This is a genomic window from Methylobacterium sp. JK268, from assembly GCF_054052225.1.
In genome coordinates, this window is sequence record NZ_JBSVZN010000003.1 from 54,776 (window position 1) to 72,213 (window position 17,438).

General features: G+C 72.4%; 16 protein-coding genes. 9 read left to right on the top strand and 7 right to left on the bottom strand.

Going from position 1 to position 17,438, the window contains the following annotated elements; all coding sequences use genetic code 11:
* Window position 1: 1 nt before the first annotated feature.
* The 6 genes from ACW9J6_RS04130 to ACW9J6_RS04155 form a co-directional block, all read right to left on the bottom strand.
* Complete coding sequence (locus ACW9J6_RS04130; RefSeq protein WP_457115170.1) at window positions 2-1,549, bottom strand: ABC transporter substrate-binding protein; 1,548 nt, start codon at window positions 1,547-1,549, stop codon at window positions 2-4.
* A 111-nt stretch (window positions 1,550-1,660) separates the two neighbouring features.
* Window positions 1,661-3,304, bottom strand: coding sequence for an ABC transporter substrate-binding protein (locus tag ACW9J6_RS04135; RefSeq protein WP_457115171.1), 1,644 nt, complete (start codon window positions 3,302-3,304; stop codon window positions 1,661-1,663).
* A gap of 149 nt (window positions 3,305-3,453) precedes the next feature.
* The gene (locus ACW9J6_RS04140) at window positions 3,454-4,284 is read right to left on the bottom strand and encodes a DeoR/GlpR family DNA-binding transcription regulator (protein ID WP_457115172.1); all 831 of its coding nucleotides are present in this window, start codon (window positions 4,282-4,284) and stop codon (window positions 3,454-3,456) included.
* A gap of 113 nt (window positions 4,285-4,397) precedes the next feature.
* Window positions 4,398-5,531: a M20 family metallopeptidase gene (locus tag ACW9J6_RS04145; protein ID WP_457115173.1), complete on the bottom strand. Its 1,134-nt coding sequence runs from the start codon at window positions 5,529-5,531 to the stop codon at window positions 4,398-4,400.
* 90 nt (window positions 5,532-5,621) lie between these two features.
* Window positions 5,622-6,950 carry a S1C family serine protease gene (locus tag ACW9J6_RS04150; RefSeq protein ID WP_457115174.1) on the bottom strand — a complete coding sequence of 443 codons (1,329 nt, stop codon included), beginning with the start codon at window positions 6,948-6,950 and terminating at the stop codon, window positions 5,622-5,624.
* Window positions 6,951-7,187: 237 nt separating this feature from the next.
* Window positions 7,188-8,819 (bottom strand): SUMF1/EgtB/PvdO family nonheme iron enzyme, encoded by a 1,632-nt coding sequence (locus ACW9J6_RS04155; RefSeq protein ID WP_457115175.1) that lies wholly within the window; start codon window positions 8,817-8,819, stop codon window positions 7,188-7,190.
* 216 nt (window positions 8,820-9,035) lie between these two features.
* Here ACW9J6_RS04155 and ACW9J6_RS04160 point away from each other — a divergent pair, with 216 nt between their 5' ends.
* The 3 genes from ACW9J6_RS04160 to ACW9J6_RS04170 all read left to right on the top strand — a co-directional run bounded on the left by ACW9J6_RS04160 (window position 9,036) and on the right by ACW9J6_RS04170 (window position 11,781).
* Window positions 9,036-10,043, top strand: a complete 1,008-nt coding sequence (locus ACW9J6_RS04160; protein ID WP_457115176.1) for a DUF4399 domain-containing protein — start codon at window positions 9,036-9,038, stop codon at window positions 10,041-10,043.
* Between the two features lie 76 nt (window positions 10,044-10,119).
* Window positions 10,120-10,245, top strand: a complete 126-nt coding sequence (locus tag ACW9J6_RS04165) for a hypothetical protein (RefSeq protein ID WP_457115177.1) — start codon at window positions 10,120-10,122, stop codon at window positions 10,243-10,245.
* Between the two features lie 120 nt (window positions 10,246-10,365).
* Window positions 10,366-11,781, top strand: coding sequence for a caspase family protein (locus tag ACW9J6_RS04170; protein WP_457115178.1), 1,416 nt, complete (start codon window positions 10,366-10,368; stop codon window positions 11,779-11,781).
* Window positions 11,782-12,412: 631 nt separating this feature from the next.
* On the opposite strand, the gene ACW9J6_RS04175 is transcribed toward ACW9J6_RS04170, so the two are convergent.
* Window positions 12,413-12,922, bottom strand: a complete 510-nt coding sequence (locus tag ACW9J6_RS04175; RefSeq protein WP_457115179.1) for a DUF5872 domain-containing protein — start codon at window positions 12,920-12,922, stop codon at window positions 12,413-12,415.
* A 184-nt stretch (window positions 12,923-13,106) separates the two neighbouring features.
* Between ACW9J6_RS04175 and argC the strand changes: the two genes are divergently transcribed.
* The 6 genes from argC to ACW9J6_RS04205 all read left to right on the top strand — a co-directional run bounded on the left by argC (window position 13,107) and on the right by ACW9J6_RS04205 (window position 17,138).
* Window positions 13,107-14,054, top strand: coding sequence for an N-acetyl-gamma-glutamyl-phosphate reductase (argC, locus tag ACW9J6_RS04180; RefSeq protein ID WP_457115180.1), 948 nt, complete (start codon window positions 13,107-13,109; stop codon window positions 14,052-14,054).
* 11 nt (window positions 14,055-14,065) lie between these two features.
* On the top strand, window positions 14,066-14,548 hold the full coding sequence (locus tag ACW9J6_RS04185) for a nuclear transport factor 2 family protein (protein WP_457115181.1): 483 nt from the start codon (window positions 14,066-14,068) through the stop codon (window positions 14,546-14,548).
* Between the two features lie 72 nt (window positions 14,549-14,620).
* Window positions 14,621-15,124, top strand: a complete 504-nt coding sequence (locus ACW9J6_RS04190; RefSeq protein ID WP_457115182.1) for a glutathione peroxidase — start codon at window positions 14,621-14,623, stop codon at window positions 15,122-15,124.
* 46 nt (window positions 15,125-15,170) lie between these two features.
* Window positions 15,171-16,040: an AraC family transcriptional regulator gene (locus tag ACW9J6_RS04195; protein ID WP_457115183.1), complete on the top strand. Its 870-nt coding sequence runs from the start codon at window positions 15,171-15,173 to the stop codon at window positions 16,038-16,040.
* An 82-nt stretch (window positions 16,041-16,122) separates the two neighbouring features.
* Window positions 16,123-16,842, top strand: a complete 720-nt coding sequence (locus ACW9J6_RS04200; RefSeq protein WP_457115184.1) for an AzlC family ABC transporter permease — start codon at window positions 16,123-16,125, stop codon at window positions 16,840-16,842.
* Complete coding sequence (locus ACW9J6_RS04205) at window positions 16,839-17,138, top strand: AzlD family protein (RefSeq protein ID WP_457115185.1); 300 nt, start codon at window positions 16,839-16,841, stop codon at window positions 17,136-17,138. Before ACW9J6_RS04200 ends, ACW9J6_RS04205 begins: the two co-directional genes overlap by 4 nt.
* The last annotated feature ends 300 nt before the right edge of the window (window positions 17,139-17,438 follow it).

A 17,438-nucleotide genomic window follows, 5' to 3' on the forward strand; every position in this document is an offset into this window, starting at 1 on the left:
CTCAGACCATGTTGGCGGCACGGAAATCCATGACCTCGACCGGATAGGCCCGCCAGGCGATCTCCTTGCTCTTGCCGTAGAACATGGTCAGGTCGTGCAGGGCGGTGCCCGGCGGGTCGACCTCGTCGTAGATCTCCAGCATGCGGCGGAAGACGCGCTTGCGCTCCTGCGGGTCGAGCGAACTCTGCAGCACCGGGCACAGGGCGTTGAACTCGTCGTTCCGCCAGGTCTTGGCGACCGCCTGGACGTTGCCGGCCGGACCGTAGCGGCGCACCATCGCGCCGACCGGGTCCTGCCAGAAGATCGTGTCGGAGGTGCCGCAGATGCCCAGGCCCGGCTGATAGACCTGGGACCAGCTCTCCTTGACCTCGATCCCGACGTTGAGGCCGACGCTGCGCCACATCTCCTGCAGGATCTGGGCCGTCTGGATCTGCAGCGTGTAGTAGTTGTTCAGCACCCGGTAGGCGATGGGGCGGCCGTCGTAGCCCGCCTCCTTCAGGAGCGCCCTCGCGGTCTCCGGCGCGAAGCCCGGGCCGGCATAATCGGCGAGGTAGAGGTCGCCGTAGCTCCTGTCCTGATGGCCGTTCGGCACCCAGGTGCGGCCGCCATACAGCCCGTCGACGATCGCCTGCCGGTCGATGGCGCAGGACAGCGCCCGGCGCACCCGCGGATCGGCCAGCGCGGGGTCGAACTTGTTGTACACGATGGCGCGCAGGTTCTGGATCGCGCCGCCCGCCGTCTCGCGCCCGGCCATGGCCTCGATGGTCGGCAGCTGGTCGGGGGAGACCTCGGTGATGAACTGGGCTTCGCCGGTCGCGAGCTGGTTCAGGCGGCTCGCCAGTTCCGGAACGATCCGGAATTCCAACTCGTCGATGGCCGGGCGCCCGCCCCAGTAGCCGTCATGCGCGGAGAACACGAAGCGCCGGTCGTAGGAGAATTCCTTGACCTTGAACGGGCCGGTGCCCACCGGCGCCTTCTCCCAGACGGCGAAGCTGGGGGCGGCCAGGAAGGCGCGCTTCGAGATGATCTGCGCCCCCCATCCGGCGAGGCGGCGTTCGAGCAGCGGGTCGGGTCCGCGGGTGGTGACGCGCACGCGCCCCGGGCCGATCGACTCGACCGCCTCGATCGTCGGCAGGAACGGCCGCGTCTGCGCGTAGCCCGGCGCCTTCGGGTCCGACATGCGCTCCGGGCCGAAGGTGAAGGCGACGTCCTCCTCCGTCATGGTGCCGCCGTCGTGGAAGCGCACGCCCTCGCGCAGGGTGAATTCCATCGCGGTGGGCGAGACCCGGTGCCACTCCGTCGCCAGGGCCGGGACGAGCTTGGCGCCGTCGCGGTAATCGATGCCCAGCAGATTGTCGTAGAGATTGTAGCCCATGCGGAACGTGACGTTCCCGTAATCCCGCGAGGGTTCGAGGGTCGCGGTGCCGGGCGAGGTCGGCATGGCCACGACGATCCGCCTCGGGCCCTCGGCCTCGGCGCGGGTGGCGGTGAGGGCCGCCAGGGCGCCGGCGCCGGCGAGGACGCTGCGGCGGGTGATCGGATGCGTCATGGTGGGTCGTCCCGTCGTGCAAGAGTCGACCGGGGCCGCCGCGACCGGCGGCCCGCGAGGATCATGGCGGCCGCCCGAGCCCGGCTCCGGCGCCATCCGGTTCCGCGCGCCTCAGCTGCGCCCGCCCCAGTTCCCGGCGCGGAAATCCATCGCGAAGGCGGGTGAGGCCTTCCAGGCGAGCGCCTTGGGCTTGGCCGTGAAGGTCGCGTTCTGGTGGAGCACCGTGTAGGCGGGGTCCTCGTGCTCGGCGATCTCCAGCATGCGGCGGAAGACCTGCTTGCGGCGGGCGCGGTCCGTCGAGGTTTCGAGCTCGACCGACAGGCGGTTGAGTTCCTCGTTGGTCCACTCGCCGACCTGCTGCTGCTGGCCGTTCGGACCGTGCTGGTTGACGAGCGAGGACACCGGATCGTTGAAGGGCGCGGAATTCGACCAGTCGCGCACGGCGCGGGTCGGCGTGCGCTCCAGGATCTGCTGCCAGTTCTCCTTGACCTGGATCTCGACGTTGAGACCGGCCTCCCGCCACATCTCGACCAGGATCTGCGCCGTCGGGACCTGGTTGGTGTAGTAGTTGTTGAGGAGCCGATAGGGGATCGGATCGCCCTTGTAGCCCGACTGCTTCACGAGGTCCTTCGCCAGGCCGGGATCGTAGGCCGGCACCGACCAATCCTCGATGAACATGTCGCCGTAATAGGGCCATTGCAGGCCCTTCGGCACGACGGTGCGGCCGGCCCAGAGCGACTCCACGATCGCCTGCCGGTCGATGGCGTGGGTCATCGCGCGCCGGACTCGGGGATCGGCGAGCTGCGTGTGGAACTTGTCGAACACCGTCAGGCGGTGGTTGAGGATCGTGCCGCCCTGGACCTCAAAGGCGGGATTGGTCTCGATCTGGGCGATCTGGTCCGGCGGGATGTCGCAGGCGAAGTGGTACTGGCCGGAGAGGAGGCCCGCGATGCGCGCGGCGGTCTCGGGCACCTCCACGAAGCGGATCGCCTTCAGCGGCGGGCGCCCGCCCCAATAGGCGTCGTGCGATTCGAGGAGCAGCGAGACGTCGGGGCGGTACTCGGCGACCCGGTAGGGCCCGGTGGTGACCGGCTTCGTCGCCCAGTCCGCGTAGGTCTTCGCCTCGTCGAAGGCGCGCCGGTTCATGATCTCGCTGCCTTGGCGCGAGATGCGGCCCTCCAGCGTCACGTCCGGCGTGCCGTTGACGAAGCGGACCGTGTCGCGGTCGACGATCTCGACGCCGAGCAGCGCCGGCCAGTTGCGCCGCGCCACCGCCGTCACTTCGAGGGGCAGTTCCTTCGACGCGCGTCCGCCGCCGATCGAGTAATCGGCCGCGATGGTCTTGCCCGCGCTCGGCTCGGTGTTGCCGAACATGCGCGCGCGGCCGAACGAGAAGGCGACGTCCTCGACGGTCATCTCGTCGCCGTTGTGGAACCGGACGCCCTGCCGCAGCGTGAGTTCGACGGTGCGGTCGTCGATGCGCCGCCACGCCGTGGCGAGGCCGGGCACGGTCTCCAGCTGGCCGGTCCAGTTGCGGCCGATCAGGCCCTCCCACAGGGAGGAGAAGAACACGCGCTCGCCCACGTTGGACTGCTCGCGCAGCACGTCGAGCGTGTTGGTGTTCGACACCTTCTGGACCGCCACGGTGATCGACGGCCGGGGATCGGCTTCGGCGAGGGCGGCGTGCCGCATCACGAAGGGGGCGGCCACGCCCGCCGTGAGCGCCTGCCGACGCGTGATCGAGAAACCCGCCATCCGCCCCTCCGTCACCGCTGACGGATCCGTCCGTTACGGTGGCAGCATGAAGGTGATGTGACCGCTTCTGTGCGTTGATGTGGGATATTGCCCGAGCATGCCCGTTCGGACGCCCGCGCGGAGGCCGGGGCGTGACCGGAAGCGGCGCCCTACGGGACGTCCCGGTTGGGCAGCAGCAGGATCATGCCGACCGATTCCAACGGCGCCACGACAGGTTCGGGCGGCCGCCGGTCGGTCGCCACCGCCCCGATCTGCGCCGGCGGGCGCACCGTGTAGGCGTCGCGCCGGCCGAACTTCCCCGCATGGGCCACGAAGGCGCTGCGGGCCGCGCGCGAGGCGAGCAGGTCGCCGAGGATGCCGTGCGCGCGCGTCGGGCCGAGGACGCCGAATTCCGGGTGGATGGCGCTCGCGCCCATGACGGCGAGGTCGAACAGCCGGCATTCCAGGGCCTTCATCAGATCGGGCCCGCCGGTGGTGCGCGTGCGGGGATCGAGCACGCCGCCGAGCAGCGTGACGGTGACTGGTCCGGCTTCCGAGAGCACCGTGGCGATGTCGAGCATGTTGGTGGTGACGGTCAGCTTCCGGCCGCTGCGCGCCAGTTCGCCCGCGAGCAGGAGCATCGTCGAACTGCCGCCGAGATAGACGTTCATGTCCGGCGCGAAGAGCGGCAGCGCCGCGCGGGCCGCCGCCAGCTTGGCATCCGCATCGACGCTCAGCCGTTCGGCGACCGGCCGCCGGGCCGTGCGGTCCAGGTGGAGGGCCGGCGCGGCGCCGCCGCGGATCCGGCGCAGGCGACCCGCCTCCTGCAGGCCGCGGATGTCGCGGCGGATGGTCTCGTGGGAGACGCCGAACCGCTCCGCGAGGCCGCTGACGGAGATGATCTCGCCGCGGCCGATCATCGTCAGGATGTCGCGCTGGCGCTCGGCGCCGAGGACGGGGTTGCTGCGGCTCTCGATGCTGGTGTCGTCTCGACCGGCCATGGGCTCGCGATGCGGGGCGCTTCGAAGGGGGAGGCCATGATCGCATGGCGGACCCCGTCGATGAAGCGGGCCCGCCCGCGGCCCGAATCCGGGAGCGGAGCCGCCCGACGCCCCTAAAGCGTCTCCAGCATCCGCCGCATCAGCCGGCTGCGCGGCGCGATCGAGGAGATCAGCCCGTATTCGCGGAGCGTGTGGGCGCCGTCGCCGTCGATGCCGAGGCCGTCGAGGGTCGGCACGCCGAGCGCCGCCGTGAAATTGCCGTCCGACCCGCCCCCGGTGAGCGGCACCTCGCCGAGGGGAAAGCCCAACTCCTCCTCGGCGATCCGCCTCGCATGGGCGTAGAGCCCGCCCGTCGTTTCCGAGCGCGGATAGGGCGGCCGGTTCATGCCGCCGGTCACCGTCAGGGCGAAGTCCGGGGCCGCGGCGAGGCCGAGGATTCGCGCCACGCAGGCGCGCCCGTCCGCCTCCGTGACCACGCGCAGGTCCGCCGTGAAGCGGCAATGCTGCGGGATCACGTTCTCCGCCGTGCCGCCCTGGATCAGCCCCACCGTGGTGGTGATGCCCCTGTCGTAGTCGGTCATGGCCTCGATCGCGAGGATGAGCCGCGCGGCCTCCCGGATGGCGTTGCGGCCGTCGGGGTGTCGGCTGCCCGCATGGGCGGGGCGGCCCTCGACGTGGAGATCGAAGCGCCCGACGCCCTTGCGGCCGGTCACCACCTTGCCGTCGTCCCGGCACGGCTCGGTGACGAGCACCGCCGCCGCCCGCCGGCCCAGATCCTCGATCAGGCCCCGCGTCGTGGGCGAGCCGATCTCCTCGTCGCCGGTGAACAGGAACACCAGCGGGCGCCGCGCCGCGCCGCCCTTCGCGGCCGCCAGGAAGCCCTGCAGGGCGAGCCACGCGCCGCCCTTCATGTCGTAGACGCCCGGCCCGTAGAGCCGGTCGCCCTCGACCCGCACCGGCAGGTCCGCCGCCAGGGTCCCGACCGGGTGCACCGTGTCGAGGTGCGACAGGACCAGGAGCGCCGGCTCGCCGGTCTGCGGACCCGCCCGCAGGATCAGGCTGTCGCCGAGCCCGTCCTTGCCGCCGACCCGCTCCCACGGGATGTCGGCCGCCTCCGCCTCGGCGGCGACGAGGTCCATCATCCGGTTGACCCCGCCCGCATCGTGGGTCGGGCTCTCGACCGCGAGCCAGCGGCCGATGGCGGCGACGGCCTCGTCGGACGAGAGGGCGGCGGGATCACGGGACATGGTCGGAGCCTCCACGGGGACGGATCCCCGCCCATCCCCCGCGAAGGCGGCGGGCGCAAGGCGCCGGGCGCGCGGCCCTGCCCTGCATCCTCACCGCATCTCGCAGACCACGAAGGCGCTCAGGCTCTTGGCGATCTCCGCGAGATCCGCCGGGGGGAGGGGCGTCTCCCCCAGCGTCCCGACCCGCAGCGGCACCTGGTAGGTGTCGAGGAACGTCGCCAGGAGCGCGCCCTTGACGGCGAAGTTCACGTTCTGCGGCAGGTCGCCGTTCGCCACCACCAGCTTCAGCGCGTCGAGCTTGGCCACCACGACGCCGACGACGTTGCCGCCCGCATCGAGGAGCGGGCCGCCGGAATTGCCGCTCTGGACCGGCGCCGAGATCTGGTAGTGGCGGCTGTCGTCGCCCACCCCGGCGAGCGCCGTCACGTTGCCGAGGGTGAAGTTTCCCGTCGAGGCGAGGATGTCGGCGTGCGGGTAGCCGAAGGCCGCCACGCCCTCCCCGAGCCGCGCGCCGATCCGCAGGGTCGCGACGCGGCGCGGACGCAGGTCGGTCTTCACGAGCGCGAGGTCGTTCGTGGCGTCGGCGGCGAGGAGCCGGGCTTGGGCCGTGCTGCCGTCGGCGAGACGCACAGCGATCGCGCCGCATTCCCGAATGACGTGATGGTTCGTCACGAGGCGCCCGTCCTCGGCCACGAAGAAACCGGTCCCCGAGGAGAAGCGGCGCTCCCGCGGCGGGACGGGGGTCACGGCGGCCTCCTGCAGCGGCGGGGCGGGGGGCGGCGCGGCCGCGACCGGCGGCGGGGACGGGGGCGGGGACGGGGGCGCGAGGGTCGAGGGATCCGGCGGATCGACGAAAGGCGCGCCGGCCAGGGCCGAGACCAGGGACGACGACATCAGGATCGCCGCCCGCTCGCCCGAGACGTCGCCCAGCGCGTTGTCCCAGGTGAGCGTGAAGCCGAGCATCATCCCGCCGACCTGATGATAGCGCAGGTAGCCGTCGACGCCCTTGGCGGTGGTGATCGACAGGACGAACCAGCCGTCCTTCATGACGCGGTAATGCACCGTCGTGCCCTCGCGGGCGTACTTGTCGAGGAGGTCCGCGAAGGCGGCGCGGATGTCGGACCGGAAGGCGCCGTGCACCACCTTCAGGCGTCCCTTCGGATCCGCGTAGGTCACGCCCGCCTCGGTGCGGGTCACCTGCGAGGCCAGTCCGATCGGGATCCAGATCGGAGCGCCCATGACCGGGTGTCCGACCTTGCGGAACCCCCACAGCCGCAGAGCCGGGAAGGCCAGCTGCTTCAGGGTCTCGATCTGCGCTCGGGAGATGATCCCGTTCGGAACGAAGCCATTCTCGCTCTGAAATCTCTGGATGAACTCGAATTGTCGCGGAGAAAAATCGATATTTGGAACCGAATTCATATAACCTGCCGAGATCAGCAGGGTTTGTAAGATCAGACGTTCATCCGGTGAGAACGAGCGCTCGATGTTGACTTCGGCCTGGTCGTAGCCGGGCGGTCCGGACCTGGCCTGCGCGGCAAGAGGGAGGAACATCAAAAGAATGAGGACGAGAGGTCTGCACATCGATGCCTCCCCGGTTGCAATGAAACTGGAGACAATCTCGCGCAAGTCAACAGTGTTGTGTTGCTGGAAAGAGCGTCACGGCATCTCGCGCACGACCCGGAAGCCGTTGGCGTAGTAGCGGATGTCGTGGTCGTAGCGGAAGCGGGCGCCCGATCGGGCGAGGCCGGCGCGGCCCACGAAGGAGCCGCCGCGCAGCACGCGCAGGTCGCAGGTGCCCCCGCGCCACGCCGCGCCGTCCGTGGGCGCGCCGCGGTAGCTCGCGTTCCAGCAATCCTCCACCCACTCGGCGGCGTTGCCGGCCGTGTCGTAGAGCCCGAAGGCGTTCGGCCGGTAGGAGCCGACCGGGAGCGTCCGGCGGGCGGGGGCCGGCCCGCAATCCTCGCAATTCGCCCGGTCGCGGCCCGCCGCCGCGCCCCACCAGAACGGCGACACCGTCCCCGCACGGGCGGCGTATTCCCACTCCGCCTCGCTCGGCAGCCTGTAAGGCTGGCGGGTCTGGGCCGAGAGCCAGCGCAGGTAGCCCTGCGCGTCGTCGAAGCTCACATCGATCACCGGGCGGTCGCCGCGGCCGAAGCCGTGGTCATCCACGTCGCCCTTGCAGCCGCCGGCGGCCACGCAGGCGTCCCACTGCGCGAAGGTCACCTCGTGCCGGCCGATCGCGAAGGAGCGCCGGATCGTCACCCGGTGGGCCGGCTTCTCGTACTCGGCCTCGCCGCCCATCACGAAGTCGCCCGGCGGAACGACCACCAACTCGGGACAGGTCGGGCAGTCGCGGAAGGTCTCGCCGGGGCGCAGGCCGCCCTCCGCCGGGGCGGGCGGGGGCGGTGCCGGGGCGGGGGCGGGCGGTGCCGCCTCGGCGTCGGCCGGCGGGGCCGCGCGCGGCGGCGCCTGCCGGGGCGGCGCCTGCGGGGCGGCGTCCGGCTGCACGAAGTAGACGTCGTCGAGGAGCGAGGAGGACACCCAGGGCACCCGCTGCGCCCCCGTCGCCCGGGCGACCGCCATCCGGGTCCGGGCGAAGGCCTGCTCGGCGCTCAGGCCCGGCGTCCCGATCTGGCGGACGAGCTCGCGGGTGAACAGGCCGCCGTCATCCGCCTCGGCCGGCGGCCGGTCGAGGGCGGCGCTGAAGATCGCCAGCATGCCGTCGCGCATCTCCAGGGCCGCGAGGCCCTCGGGCGGACGCCGGAAGCTCTCCTCGAAGGGGTTCCGCCGCGCCGCGTCCACGATCGCGATGCGGGTCGCCGCGCCGCGGCGACCGAACTCGGCGAGGACCGAATCGAGGTCGAGACCCTCCTGGCGCACCTGGATCTCGGACCGCACGGCGGCCCCGACCGGGATCAGGAAGTTCTGCTGGCCGGAGCGGATCGCGTAGCCGTTGTAGAACAGCACCGCCACCGAGCCGCGCCCGAGGCGGGCGGCGGCCTCGCCGACCCGCTGCTGCATCTGCGCCCGTGTCAGGTTCTCGCCCAGCTCCACCGCGAAGCCCAGGCGCGCCAGCTCGTCCGCGACGAGCCGGGCCGTGCGGTTCGTGCCTAGCGGGTCGCCGCTCCCGGAATAGGCGGAGTTGCTCAGCACCAGGGCGAGCCGCGGGCTCGACTCGACGACCACCGCGCGCGTCCGGGCCGCGCCGGCGCCGAGACCCGGCAGCGATCCCAGGAGGACGAGCCACGCGAGGACCATCCCGCGCGCGACCGCTCCGGACCCTCTCATGGCCGACTCGTGCACCCACGTCATCGCGCAACCCGCAGCACAGGCAACAACGAATCGCCCCGTCACGATAGCGGAATTCTCCTTTTGCGGCATTTTGTCGCTTTCGAAGACGCGCTTCGACTGGTCTTTGCGCAGTAAAAGACAGAACAGTGCGGCGGATGTGGTAAGTTGTCGAGGGAATACGCGCGACCGGTGACGGCACGAGGGGAGAGGGCGATGCGTGGGAACAGGCTTTTGCCGGCTCTGCTGCTGATCGGGCCGAGTCTCGCCGAGGGTCTCACGGTGGGGCTCCTCCCGGGTCCCGCCTGCGCGCAGGAGGCGCCGCGGGGCGGCCCCTCGCCGGCCCCGGCCGGGGCCGGCGTCTACTTCGTGGATGTCAGGGACGGGGCCGTGATCCCGCCGAAGAGCGTCATCCATTTCGGCCTGCACGGCATGGGGATCGCGCCCGCGGGCGTGCCGCGCGAGCATGCCGGCCACCACCACCTGCTGATCGACGCCGACCTGCCGCCCCTCGACCAGCCGATCCCCAACGACTTCAACCACCTGCATTTCGGGGCGGGGCAGACCGAGGCCGAGCTCGACCTGACCCCCGGCGAGCACACGCTCCAGCTCCTCCTCGGCGACCACAAGCACGTCCCCCACTCGCCGCCGGTCCTGTCGGAGCGGATCCGGGTCGTGGTGCGGGAGGGCGCGCCGGCCGGGATGGCCGCCGCCGCGGCGGCAGCCGGCGCCCCGGCGGGACCCAAGCCCGCGGGCCAGCGGCGGCCCTCGCCGAAGGGCGCCCGGGTCTACATCGCCAATCCGGCACCCGGCGCCACCGTGCCGCGCAGCTTCCTGGTGCGGTTCGGCCTGAACAACATGGGCGTGGCGCCGGCGGGCGTGGTGAAGGCGAATACCGGCCACCACCACCTGCTGATCGACACGCCGCTGCCGCCCCTCGACCGGCCGATCCCCAACGACTTCAACCACCTGCATTTCGGGGCGGGGCAGACCGAGGCCCGGGTGACGCTCCCGCCCGGCCGGCATACGCTCCAGCTCCTCCTGGCGGACGAGGAGCACGTCCCCCACGACCCGCCGGTCTTCTCGCAGCCGGTCCGGATCCTCGTCACCCTGACGGGGCGGCCGCCGCGGGCGCGGGTGGCGCAGCGGCGCCGGGTCCCGCCGCAGCGGGCGCGCCTGGTGCAGGAGCGGCCGCCGATGGGGCCGCCGCGCCGCTGGCGCTGAGGCACGGGTGCGTCCCGTCACATCCGGGCCGGCCGAGGCGTGGAATGGTGCGGGCATCGCTCACTGGGAGGCGTCGATGACCCTCACGATCCTGGACCCCCGCACCGGCGAATCCGTCAAGGTGTGGTTCCCCGACAAGCCCGCGCAGCCCCAGGCAACCCCCGCGCGGGTGATCCGCCACCCGGGCGCGCGCCGCGCCTGATCCCGCCCGCGACCGGGCGGCCATTGCGTCCATCCCCGCGACCGGCGCATGCTGCGCCGCGGCTCGGCGGGATGTTTCGGGAGACGAGGGCGCCGCCGGGAGCGGCGCCGGGAGGCGGCGATGCGCTGGAAGCTCGGGACGATCCTGATCCTGGCGGGTTGCCTGGTCGGGCCGGCGGAGGGGTGGGCGGCCGACCGGCGCGTGGCGCTGGTGATCGGCAACGCCGCCTACCGCACCGTGCCGGCCCTGTCCAATCCGGGCCGCGACGCGGCCGCCGTGGCCGAGATGCTGCGCCGCGCGGGCTTCGATTCCGTCGATCTGCGGCAGGACCTCGGCACGGTCGAGCTGAAGCGCGCGGTGCGCGAGTTCATGCTGGTGGCCCGCGACGCCGACATCGCGCTGGTCTACTTCGCCGGGCACGGGATCGAGGTCTCGGGCGTCAACTACCTGATCCCGACCGATGCCCGGCTGCGCAGCGACTTCGACGTCGAGGACGAGGGCCTCGCCCTCGAGCGGGTGACGCGGGCGATCGAGCCCGCCCGGCGCCTGCGCCTCGTCATCCTCGACGCCTGCCGCAACAACCCTTTCGGCGCCGGCATGCAGCGCATGGTCAGCCTGCGCGCCGCGGCGAGCGGGCTCGCCAAGGTCGAGCCGGCGGCCAGCGACACCCTGGTGGCCTTCGCGGCCAAGGCGGGCTCGGTGGCGGAGGACGGCGCCGGCGAGCACAGCCCCTTCACCACCGCGCTCCTCAAGCACCTCGCGGTGCCGGGCCTCGACGTGCGGGTCGCCTTCGGGCGGGTGCGCGACGAGGTGCTGCACCTCACCGGCGGCAAGCAGGAGCCCTTCGTGTACGGGTCGCTGGGGGGCGCCACCACCGCGCTGGTGCCCGACGCGCCGCCCGCCGACGCGGGTGCGGGCGGGCGGGAGGCGCGGCGCGACTACGAACTCGCCGAGCGGGTCGGCACCCGGGAGGCCTGGACCTCGTTCCTGTCGACCCACGGGACGGGCTTCTACGCCGACCTCGCCCGCGCGCAGGTCGCCAAATTGTCCCTCGGGAGCCGGAACGGGCCGACCGAGACCTCCGCGATCGGCCCCGAGCGGCGGCCGCTGCCCCCGACCCGTCCGGCGGACCGCGATCCGGCGACGGCGGCGGTGGCTCCCGCGGCCCCGCCCGGCCCGGCCGGCGCCTGCCACCGGGAGGCCGAGCGGCTGGCCCGCCTGCGCACGGCCCGCGACCGGGACGGTCTGGCGCGCTTCGCGCAGGAGATGACCTGCGACGCCCTGCGGCCCCAGGTCGCCCGTCTTCTCGAAAGCTCCGGCCCGGCGTCGCCGCCGGCCGTGCCCGAGCCGGCGCCGGTGCCGATGGTCGCCGCGCGGGGGACGCTCGCCGGCGGCTGCGAGCAGGAGGCGCGGCTCCTCGCGCAGCTGCGCACCACCCGCGACCCCCAGGCCATCGACCGCTTCGCCCGCGATCTGACCTGCCAAGACCTGCGCCCGCAGGTGCAGCGCCTGCGGGAAAGCGTCGGTGAGGAATAGGGTGCGCCGTTAACCTTAACGCCCTGGGTCCGGTGCGGCCCTCCCGCCTCCGCGGGGGAGGGCGCCGCACGGACAGGGGCGGGTCAGGACGCAATCCTGCAAGAGGGGAATCACGCTTCAGGATCGATCGGGAGCGCGGTGGAGAGCGCCAGCGGGATCAGCGTCGTGCCGGCCCCTCTCGGCGGGACTTCGTCCCGCCGCGCCTGCTCCGAAGGCCGCCGTCCTGCGAAGAGGGGCGACGGGCGCACGCCGCATCGGAAAACACGTTCCGTATCGAAAGGATGATCGGCCCGATCGATCACACTTCGAGCGGATGGATCGGAAGACCGGTCGATTTCACCCAGTCAGGTGATGGTGAGTCAGAGCTTCAAATCCCGCTCATGGCAACAAATCCACCCCCTCATGCTGAGGTGCGACCGAAGGGAGCCTCGAAGCACCCCAGAACAGCGGATCCAAGGCGCTCCTATCGTGGATTGACGGGCGAGGGTGCTTCGAGGCTGCTGCGCAGCACCTCAGCATGAGGAGTGTTGTGTCTTCCAGGCGCGTTCAGCTGATGAGCCGGCTACAACGATGTGTGCACAGGTATCCCGCATTGGGGAGACGGGTCACCTGCGCCGCACCCATCCGCCGGTCACCGCCCGCCGAGCGCCCGCTCCAGCTCGCTCTTCGACATCGACGAGCGGCCCGGAATGTTCTTCGCGCGGGCGGCCTTCAGCAGATCCGCCTTGGTCCGGCCGGTGGCCGGATGGCGCCGGGCTGGGGCGGCCTTCTCCGCGACGTCCTTCGGCTGACGGGAGAACTGCTTCCCCTTCGCGGTGTCCGACCGCTTCTTGGCCGTCGTGCGGGCGTAGTCCTTGCCGCTCAGACCCTCCCGCGCCGCCTTCGGCAGGTAGCGCTCGCCGGTCTCGCCGCTCTTCTCGCCCGACTTCGTGCCCCACTCCTCCTCGGTCCACTGCGTCAGGTGGTTGTCGGAGGTCTTCTTGCCCTCGTAGCCGCCGCCCGCCTCCTTGTAGTCGTGGACGGCGAGCTGCGCCTTGCGGGCCGACCATTGCCCGGGCTTGCCGCCCTTGCTCGACCGCGTGACCTTGTCCTTCACGCGATCCCAGAGCTTCGGATCGCTCTTCTTGGCTGTCCCGGCCATAATCGTCCTCATCCTGCTGAATCACGGTGATCTCGGACTCCGCAACCGGACGCGGTGGCGGCGGTTCCGCGGCGGCGGATCACGCCTGCGCGCGCTCGCGGCGATCGCCGGTTGACTTAGCGGAGCGTCGACCCCATCCACCTGGTGTCCCGGCGCCCGGTCACGGCGCCGCGCGGAGCCTGCCATGAGCCCGACAGTCCAGAACCGCCCCAGCGTCTTCATCGACGGCGAGGCCGGCACGACCGGCCTCGGCATCCGCGAGCGATTGGAGACATCCCAGGCCATCACCCTGCGCTCGCTCCCCCACGAGCAACGCAAGGACCCTCAGGCCAAGCGCGCGCTCATGGCCGAGGTCGACCTCGTGGTGCTGTGCCTGCCGGACGATGCCGCCAAGGAGACCGTGGCGATGGCCGACGGGCTGCCGGGCGGCGGCCCGCGCATCCTCGACGCCAGCACCGCCCACCGGGTGGCGCCCGGCTGGACCTACGGCTTCGCCGAACTGGCCCCCGAGCAGCGGGCGAAGCTGCGCGCCGCGCGGCGCGTCGCCAATCCGGGCTGCTACCCGACCGGCGCCATCGCGCTCCTGCGCCCCCTCGTCGATGCGGGGCTGATCCCGGCGGATTTCCCCATCAGCATCAACGCGGTCAGCGGCTACAGCGGCGGCGGGCGCAAGATGATCGAGGCCTACGAGGCTGGCGCCGCCCCGGCCTTCGAACTCTACGGCCTCGGCTTCGCGCACAAGCACCTGGCGGAGACGCAGGCCTATAGCGGCCTGACCCGGCGCCCGATCTTCGTGCCCTCGGTCGGCAATTTCCGGCAGGGGATGCTGGTGTCGATCCCGCTCCACCTCGACACCCTGCCGGGCCGGCCGACCCCGGGCGACCTCGAACGGGCCCTCGTGGCGCGCTACGCGGGCGAGACCCTCGTGCGCGTGGTCACCGGGGCCGAGGAGGGCGCCCATCGCGAGCGCCTGGAGCCCGAGGCCCTCAACGACACGGACGCGCTCGAATTGCGGGTGTTTGGGTCCGAGGCGCACGGGCAGGCGGTGCTGGTCGCGCGCCTCGACAATCTCGGCAAGGGCGCGTCCGGGGCGGCGGTGCAGAACCTGCACCTGATGCTCGACCTCGCCTGAGGGAGGCGGATGTGACGGAAGCGAATCCCGAGAGCCGCCCGCCCCTTCCGCCCTTCACGGCGGAGAGCGCGGCGCGCAAGGCGCGCGCCGCGGAGGATGCCTGGAACCACCGCGATCCGGTGCGGGTCTCGCTCGCCTACACGCCCGACAGCCGCTGGCGGAACCGCGCGGAGTTCTTCTCCGGGCGGCCCGCCATCGTCGCGTTCCTGACCCGCAAATGGGCGCGGGAGCTCGATTACCGGCTGATCAAGGAGGTCTGGGCTTTCCACGAGAACCGCATCGCGGTGCGGTTCGCCTACGAGTGGCACGACGATTCGGGGCACTGGTACCGCTCCCACGGCAACGAGCAGTGGGAGTTCACCGAGACCGGCCTGATGCGCCGGCGCGAGGCCTCCATCAACGACGTCCCGATCTCCGCCGAGGACCGCCGCTTCCACTGGCCGCTCGGGCCGCGGCCGGAGGATCACCCGGGCCTGAGCGATCTCGGGCTCTGACCGGGCGGGGCCTGCGGACGGCGTGTCCGTTCCCCCTTGCCGAGTCCGCCGCCGGGCCGACATGATCCGCCCATGACAGGGATCCACGACTTCGCGCCCGCCGCGGCCGACGGCGCGGCGCATCCGCTCGCCCGCTACCGCGGCCAGGTGCTGCTGATCGTCAACACCGCGTCGCGCTGCGGCTTCACCCCGCAATACGAGGGGCTGGAGGCGCTCTGGCGCCGGCATCGCGACGCGGGCCTCGTCGTCCTCGGCTTCCCCTGCAACCAGTTCGGCGCCCAGGAGCCCGGCGACGCCGAGGAGATCGCCAGGTTCTGCCGCCTGAGCTACGATGTCACCTTCCCGGTCCTCGCCAAGGTGGCGGTGAACGGGCCGGAGGCGGACCCGCTCTTCGCGCACCTCACCCGCGCCCGGCCGGGCCTGCTGGGGACCCGAGCGATCAAGTGGAACTTCACGAAGTTCCTGGTCGGCCGCGACGGGCGGGTGATCGGCCGCTACCCGCCGCTCACGCGGCCCGCCTCCCTGGAAGCGGCGATCGTGGCGGCCCTGCGGGAGCCGGCGCCGGTACCGGCCTGAGGCGGGCCGCTCGCGCGGTCCGTGACGCCGGGATAGCCTTCGGCCCATGACCACGCCCGATCCCCAGCCCGACCTCGACCCCGCCCTCGCCGGGAAGGGCGACGTCACCCGCTTCTGGCGCGTAGCGCGCTACGGGGATCTCGGCTGCCTCGCCGCCACCTTCCGGCGCTACGCCTATGTCCGGCACACCCACGAGACCTACGCCATCGCGTCGATCCAGGCGGGCTGCGAGACCTTCTTCCACCGCGGCGTCCAGCACTATGCCGATGCCGGCACGATCGCCATCGTCGGCCCGGAGGAGCTCCACGACGGGGCGCCGCACGGGGCGGGCTTCGTCTACCGGACCTTCTACCCCTCCGCCGCCCTGATGCAGGAAGTCGCCGAGGAGGTGGCGGGCCGGCCCCTGCCGGGGCCGCCCCACTTCCCCGATTCCGTGATGCGCGCCCCCGGCCTCGCCCGCGCCCTGGCGGAGATCCTCGGGCGGCTCCGGCCCGGCCCCGGCGACGGCGGCGTGCTGGCGGCCGACGAGGCGCTGGTCGAATTCCTCTCGGCCCTGATCGCCCGCTTCGCCGTCGGCACGCCGCCGCCCCGCGCGCCCGCCCGCGCCGGGGTGGCGCGGGCCCGCGACTTCCTCGACGCCTGCGTGCAGGAGGAGGTCGACCTCGCGACGCTGTCGCGCGTGGCGGGCCTCTCGCGCAGCCATCTCATCCGCGCCTTCCGGGCGGAGACCGGCCTCGCGCCGCACGCCTACCTGATCGACCGCCGGATCCGCCTCGCCTGCCGCCGCCTGGCGACGGGGGAAGGTCCGGCCGAGGTCGCGCTCGCCTGCGGCTTCTTCGACCAGAGCCACCTCACGCGGGCCTTCAAGGCCCGGCTCGGCGTCACCCCCGGGGCGTTCCGCACCGCCGCGCCCTGAGCACTTTCGTCCAAGACCCGTCCCGCGCCCTTCCGTCATGAGGCGGCGACGCGCCCGCCGAGGGGTGCCGGGAGGATGGTCGATGCACGGGATCGTGGCCCGGGAGGACGGGGAGGGGTTTCGCGCCGAGGTGGCGGCGGGTCTGCGCGACATCGCGGCGCCGGCCGTCGCCGCGGTGCCGATCGGGCTCCTGTTCGGCGCCCTCGCGGCCGCCAAGGGCCTCACCGTCCTCGATGTCGGCGCGATGTCCGCGCTCGTCTTCGCGGGCGGCGCCCAGTTCGCGGCGGTCGAGATCTGGTCGCACCCGGTCCCGGTCGGGGCGCTCGTCTTCTCGACGCTCCTGATCAACCTGCGCCACGTGCTGATGGGGGCCTCGCTCGCGCCCCGCCTCGGCCGCTTCTCGCGCCGCCAGAAACTCCTCTGGCTCGCCGTCATGGTCGACGAGACCTGGGCCTTCGCGGAGCGCCGGGCCGTCCGGCGGCCCCTCACCCCGGCCTATTTCGGGACGATGGGTGCGGTCTACTGGATCTCCTGGCTGGTCTGGTCCCTCCTCGGCGCCTGCGCCGGCTCCATGCTCGGCGATCCGCGCCGGGTCGGGGCGGACTTCGCCTTCACGGCCCTGTTCATCGGGCTCGTCGCGGGGTTCGGGCGGACCCGCGCGGGCGCCGCGGCGATCGCCGCCAGCGGCCTGGCGGCGGCCGGGACCGCTCTCCTCCTCGGGCCGCCCTGGCACGTCGCCGCGGGTGCCGGCGCCGGGATCCTCGCCGCCGCCCTGGCCGCGCCCGGGGAGGCGCCGCGATGATCCCCGATCCCGGCGCGCTCGCCGCCATCCTGGCCATGGCGGCGATCACCTACGCGACCCGGATCGCCGGCCTCTTCCTGGCCGGACGCCTCGCCCCGACCGGACGCGCGCGGGCCGCGTTCGAGGCGATCCCGGCCGCGGTGCTCACGGCCCTCATCGCTCCCTCGGCCCTCGCCACCGGCTGGCGCGAGACCTGCGCGGCCGCCCTCGCGGCGCTCGCGGCGACCCGCCTGCCGCTGCTCGCCACCGTGGCGATCGGGGTCGCGGCCGTCGTGGCGCTGCGCGCGATTCCCTGATGCCCGGGTGCACTGCGACACATTGTACAACAGACTGCGTTGCAGTGCGAAGCAACGAAGCAACGCGCGTCCGGTTCCTCTCCTCGTCGCGCCGCGCTCCCTAATGACGTAAGTGTTTAATCCTGCATGCGGCGAAATATCCCGCCAAATGGCGGCAGAGCCCCGGGAATTCTGCGTCAGTCCAGTTATTAGTCTTTTCATCCTCTTCGCGGCGTGCGGAACCGCACGTCGCGAAAGCCGTTCCCGGGCTACATCCATCTCACACCGCGGACGTCGATCCTTACGGGATGCGCCGCATCA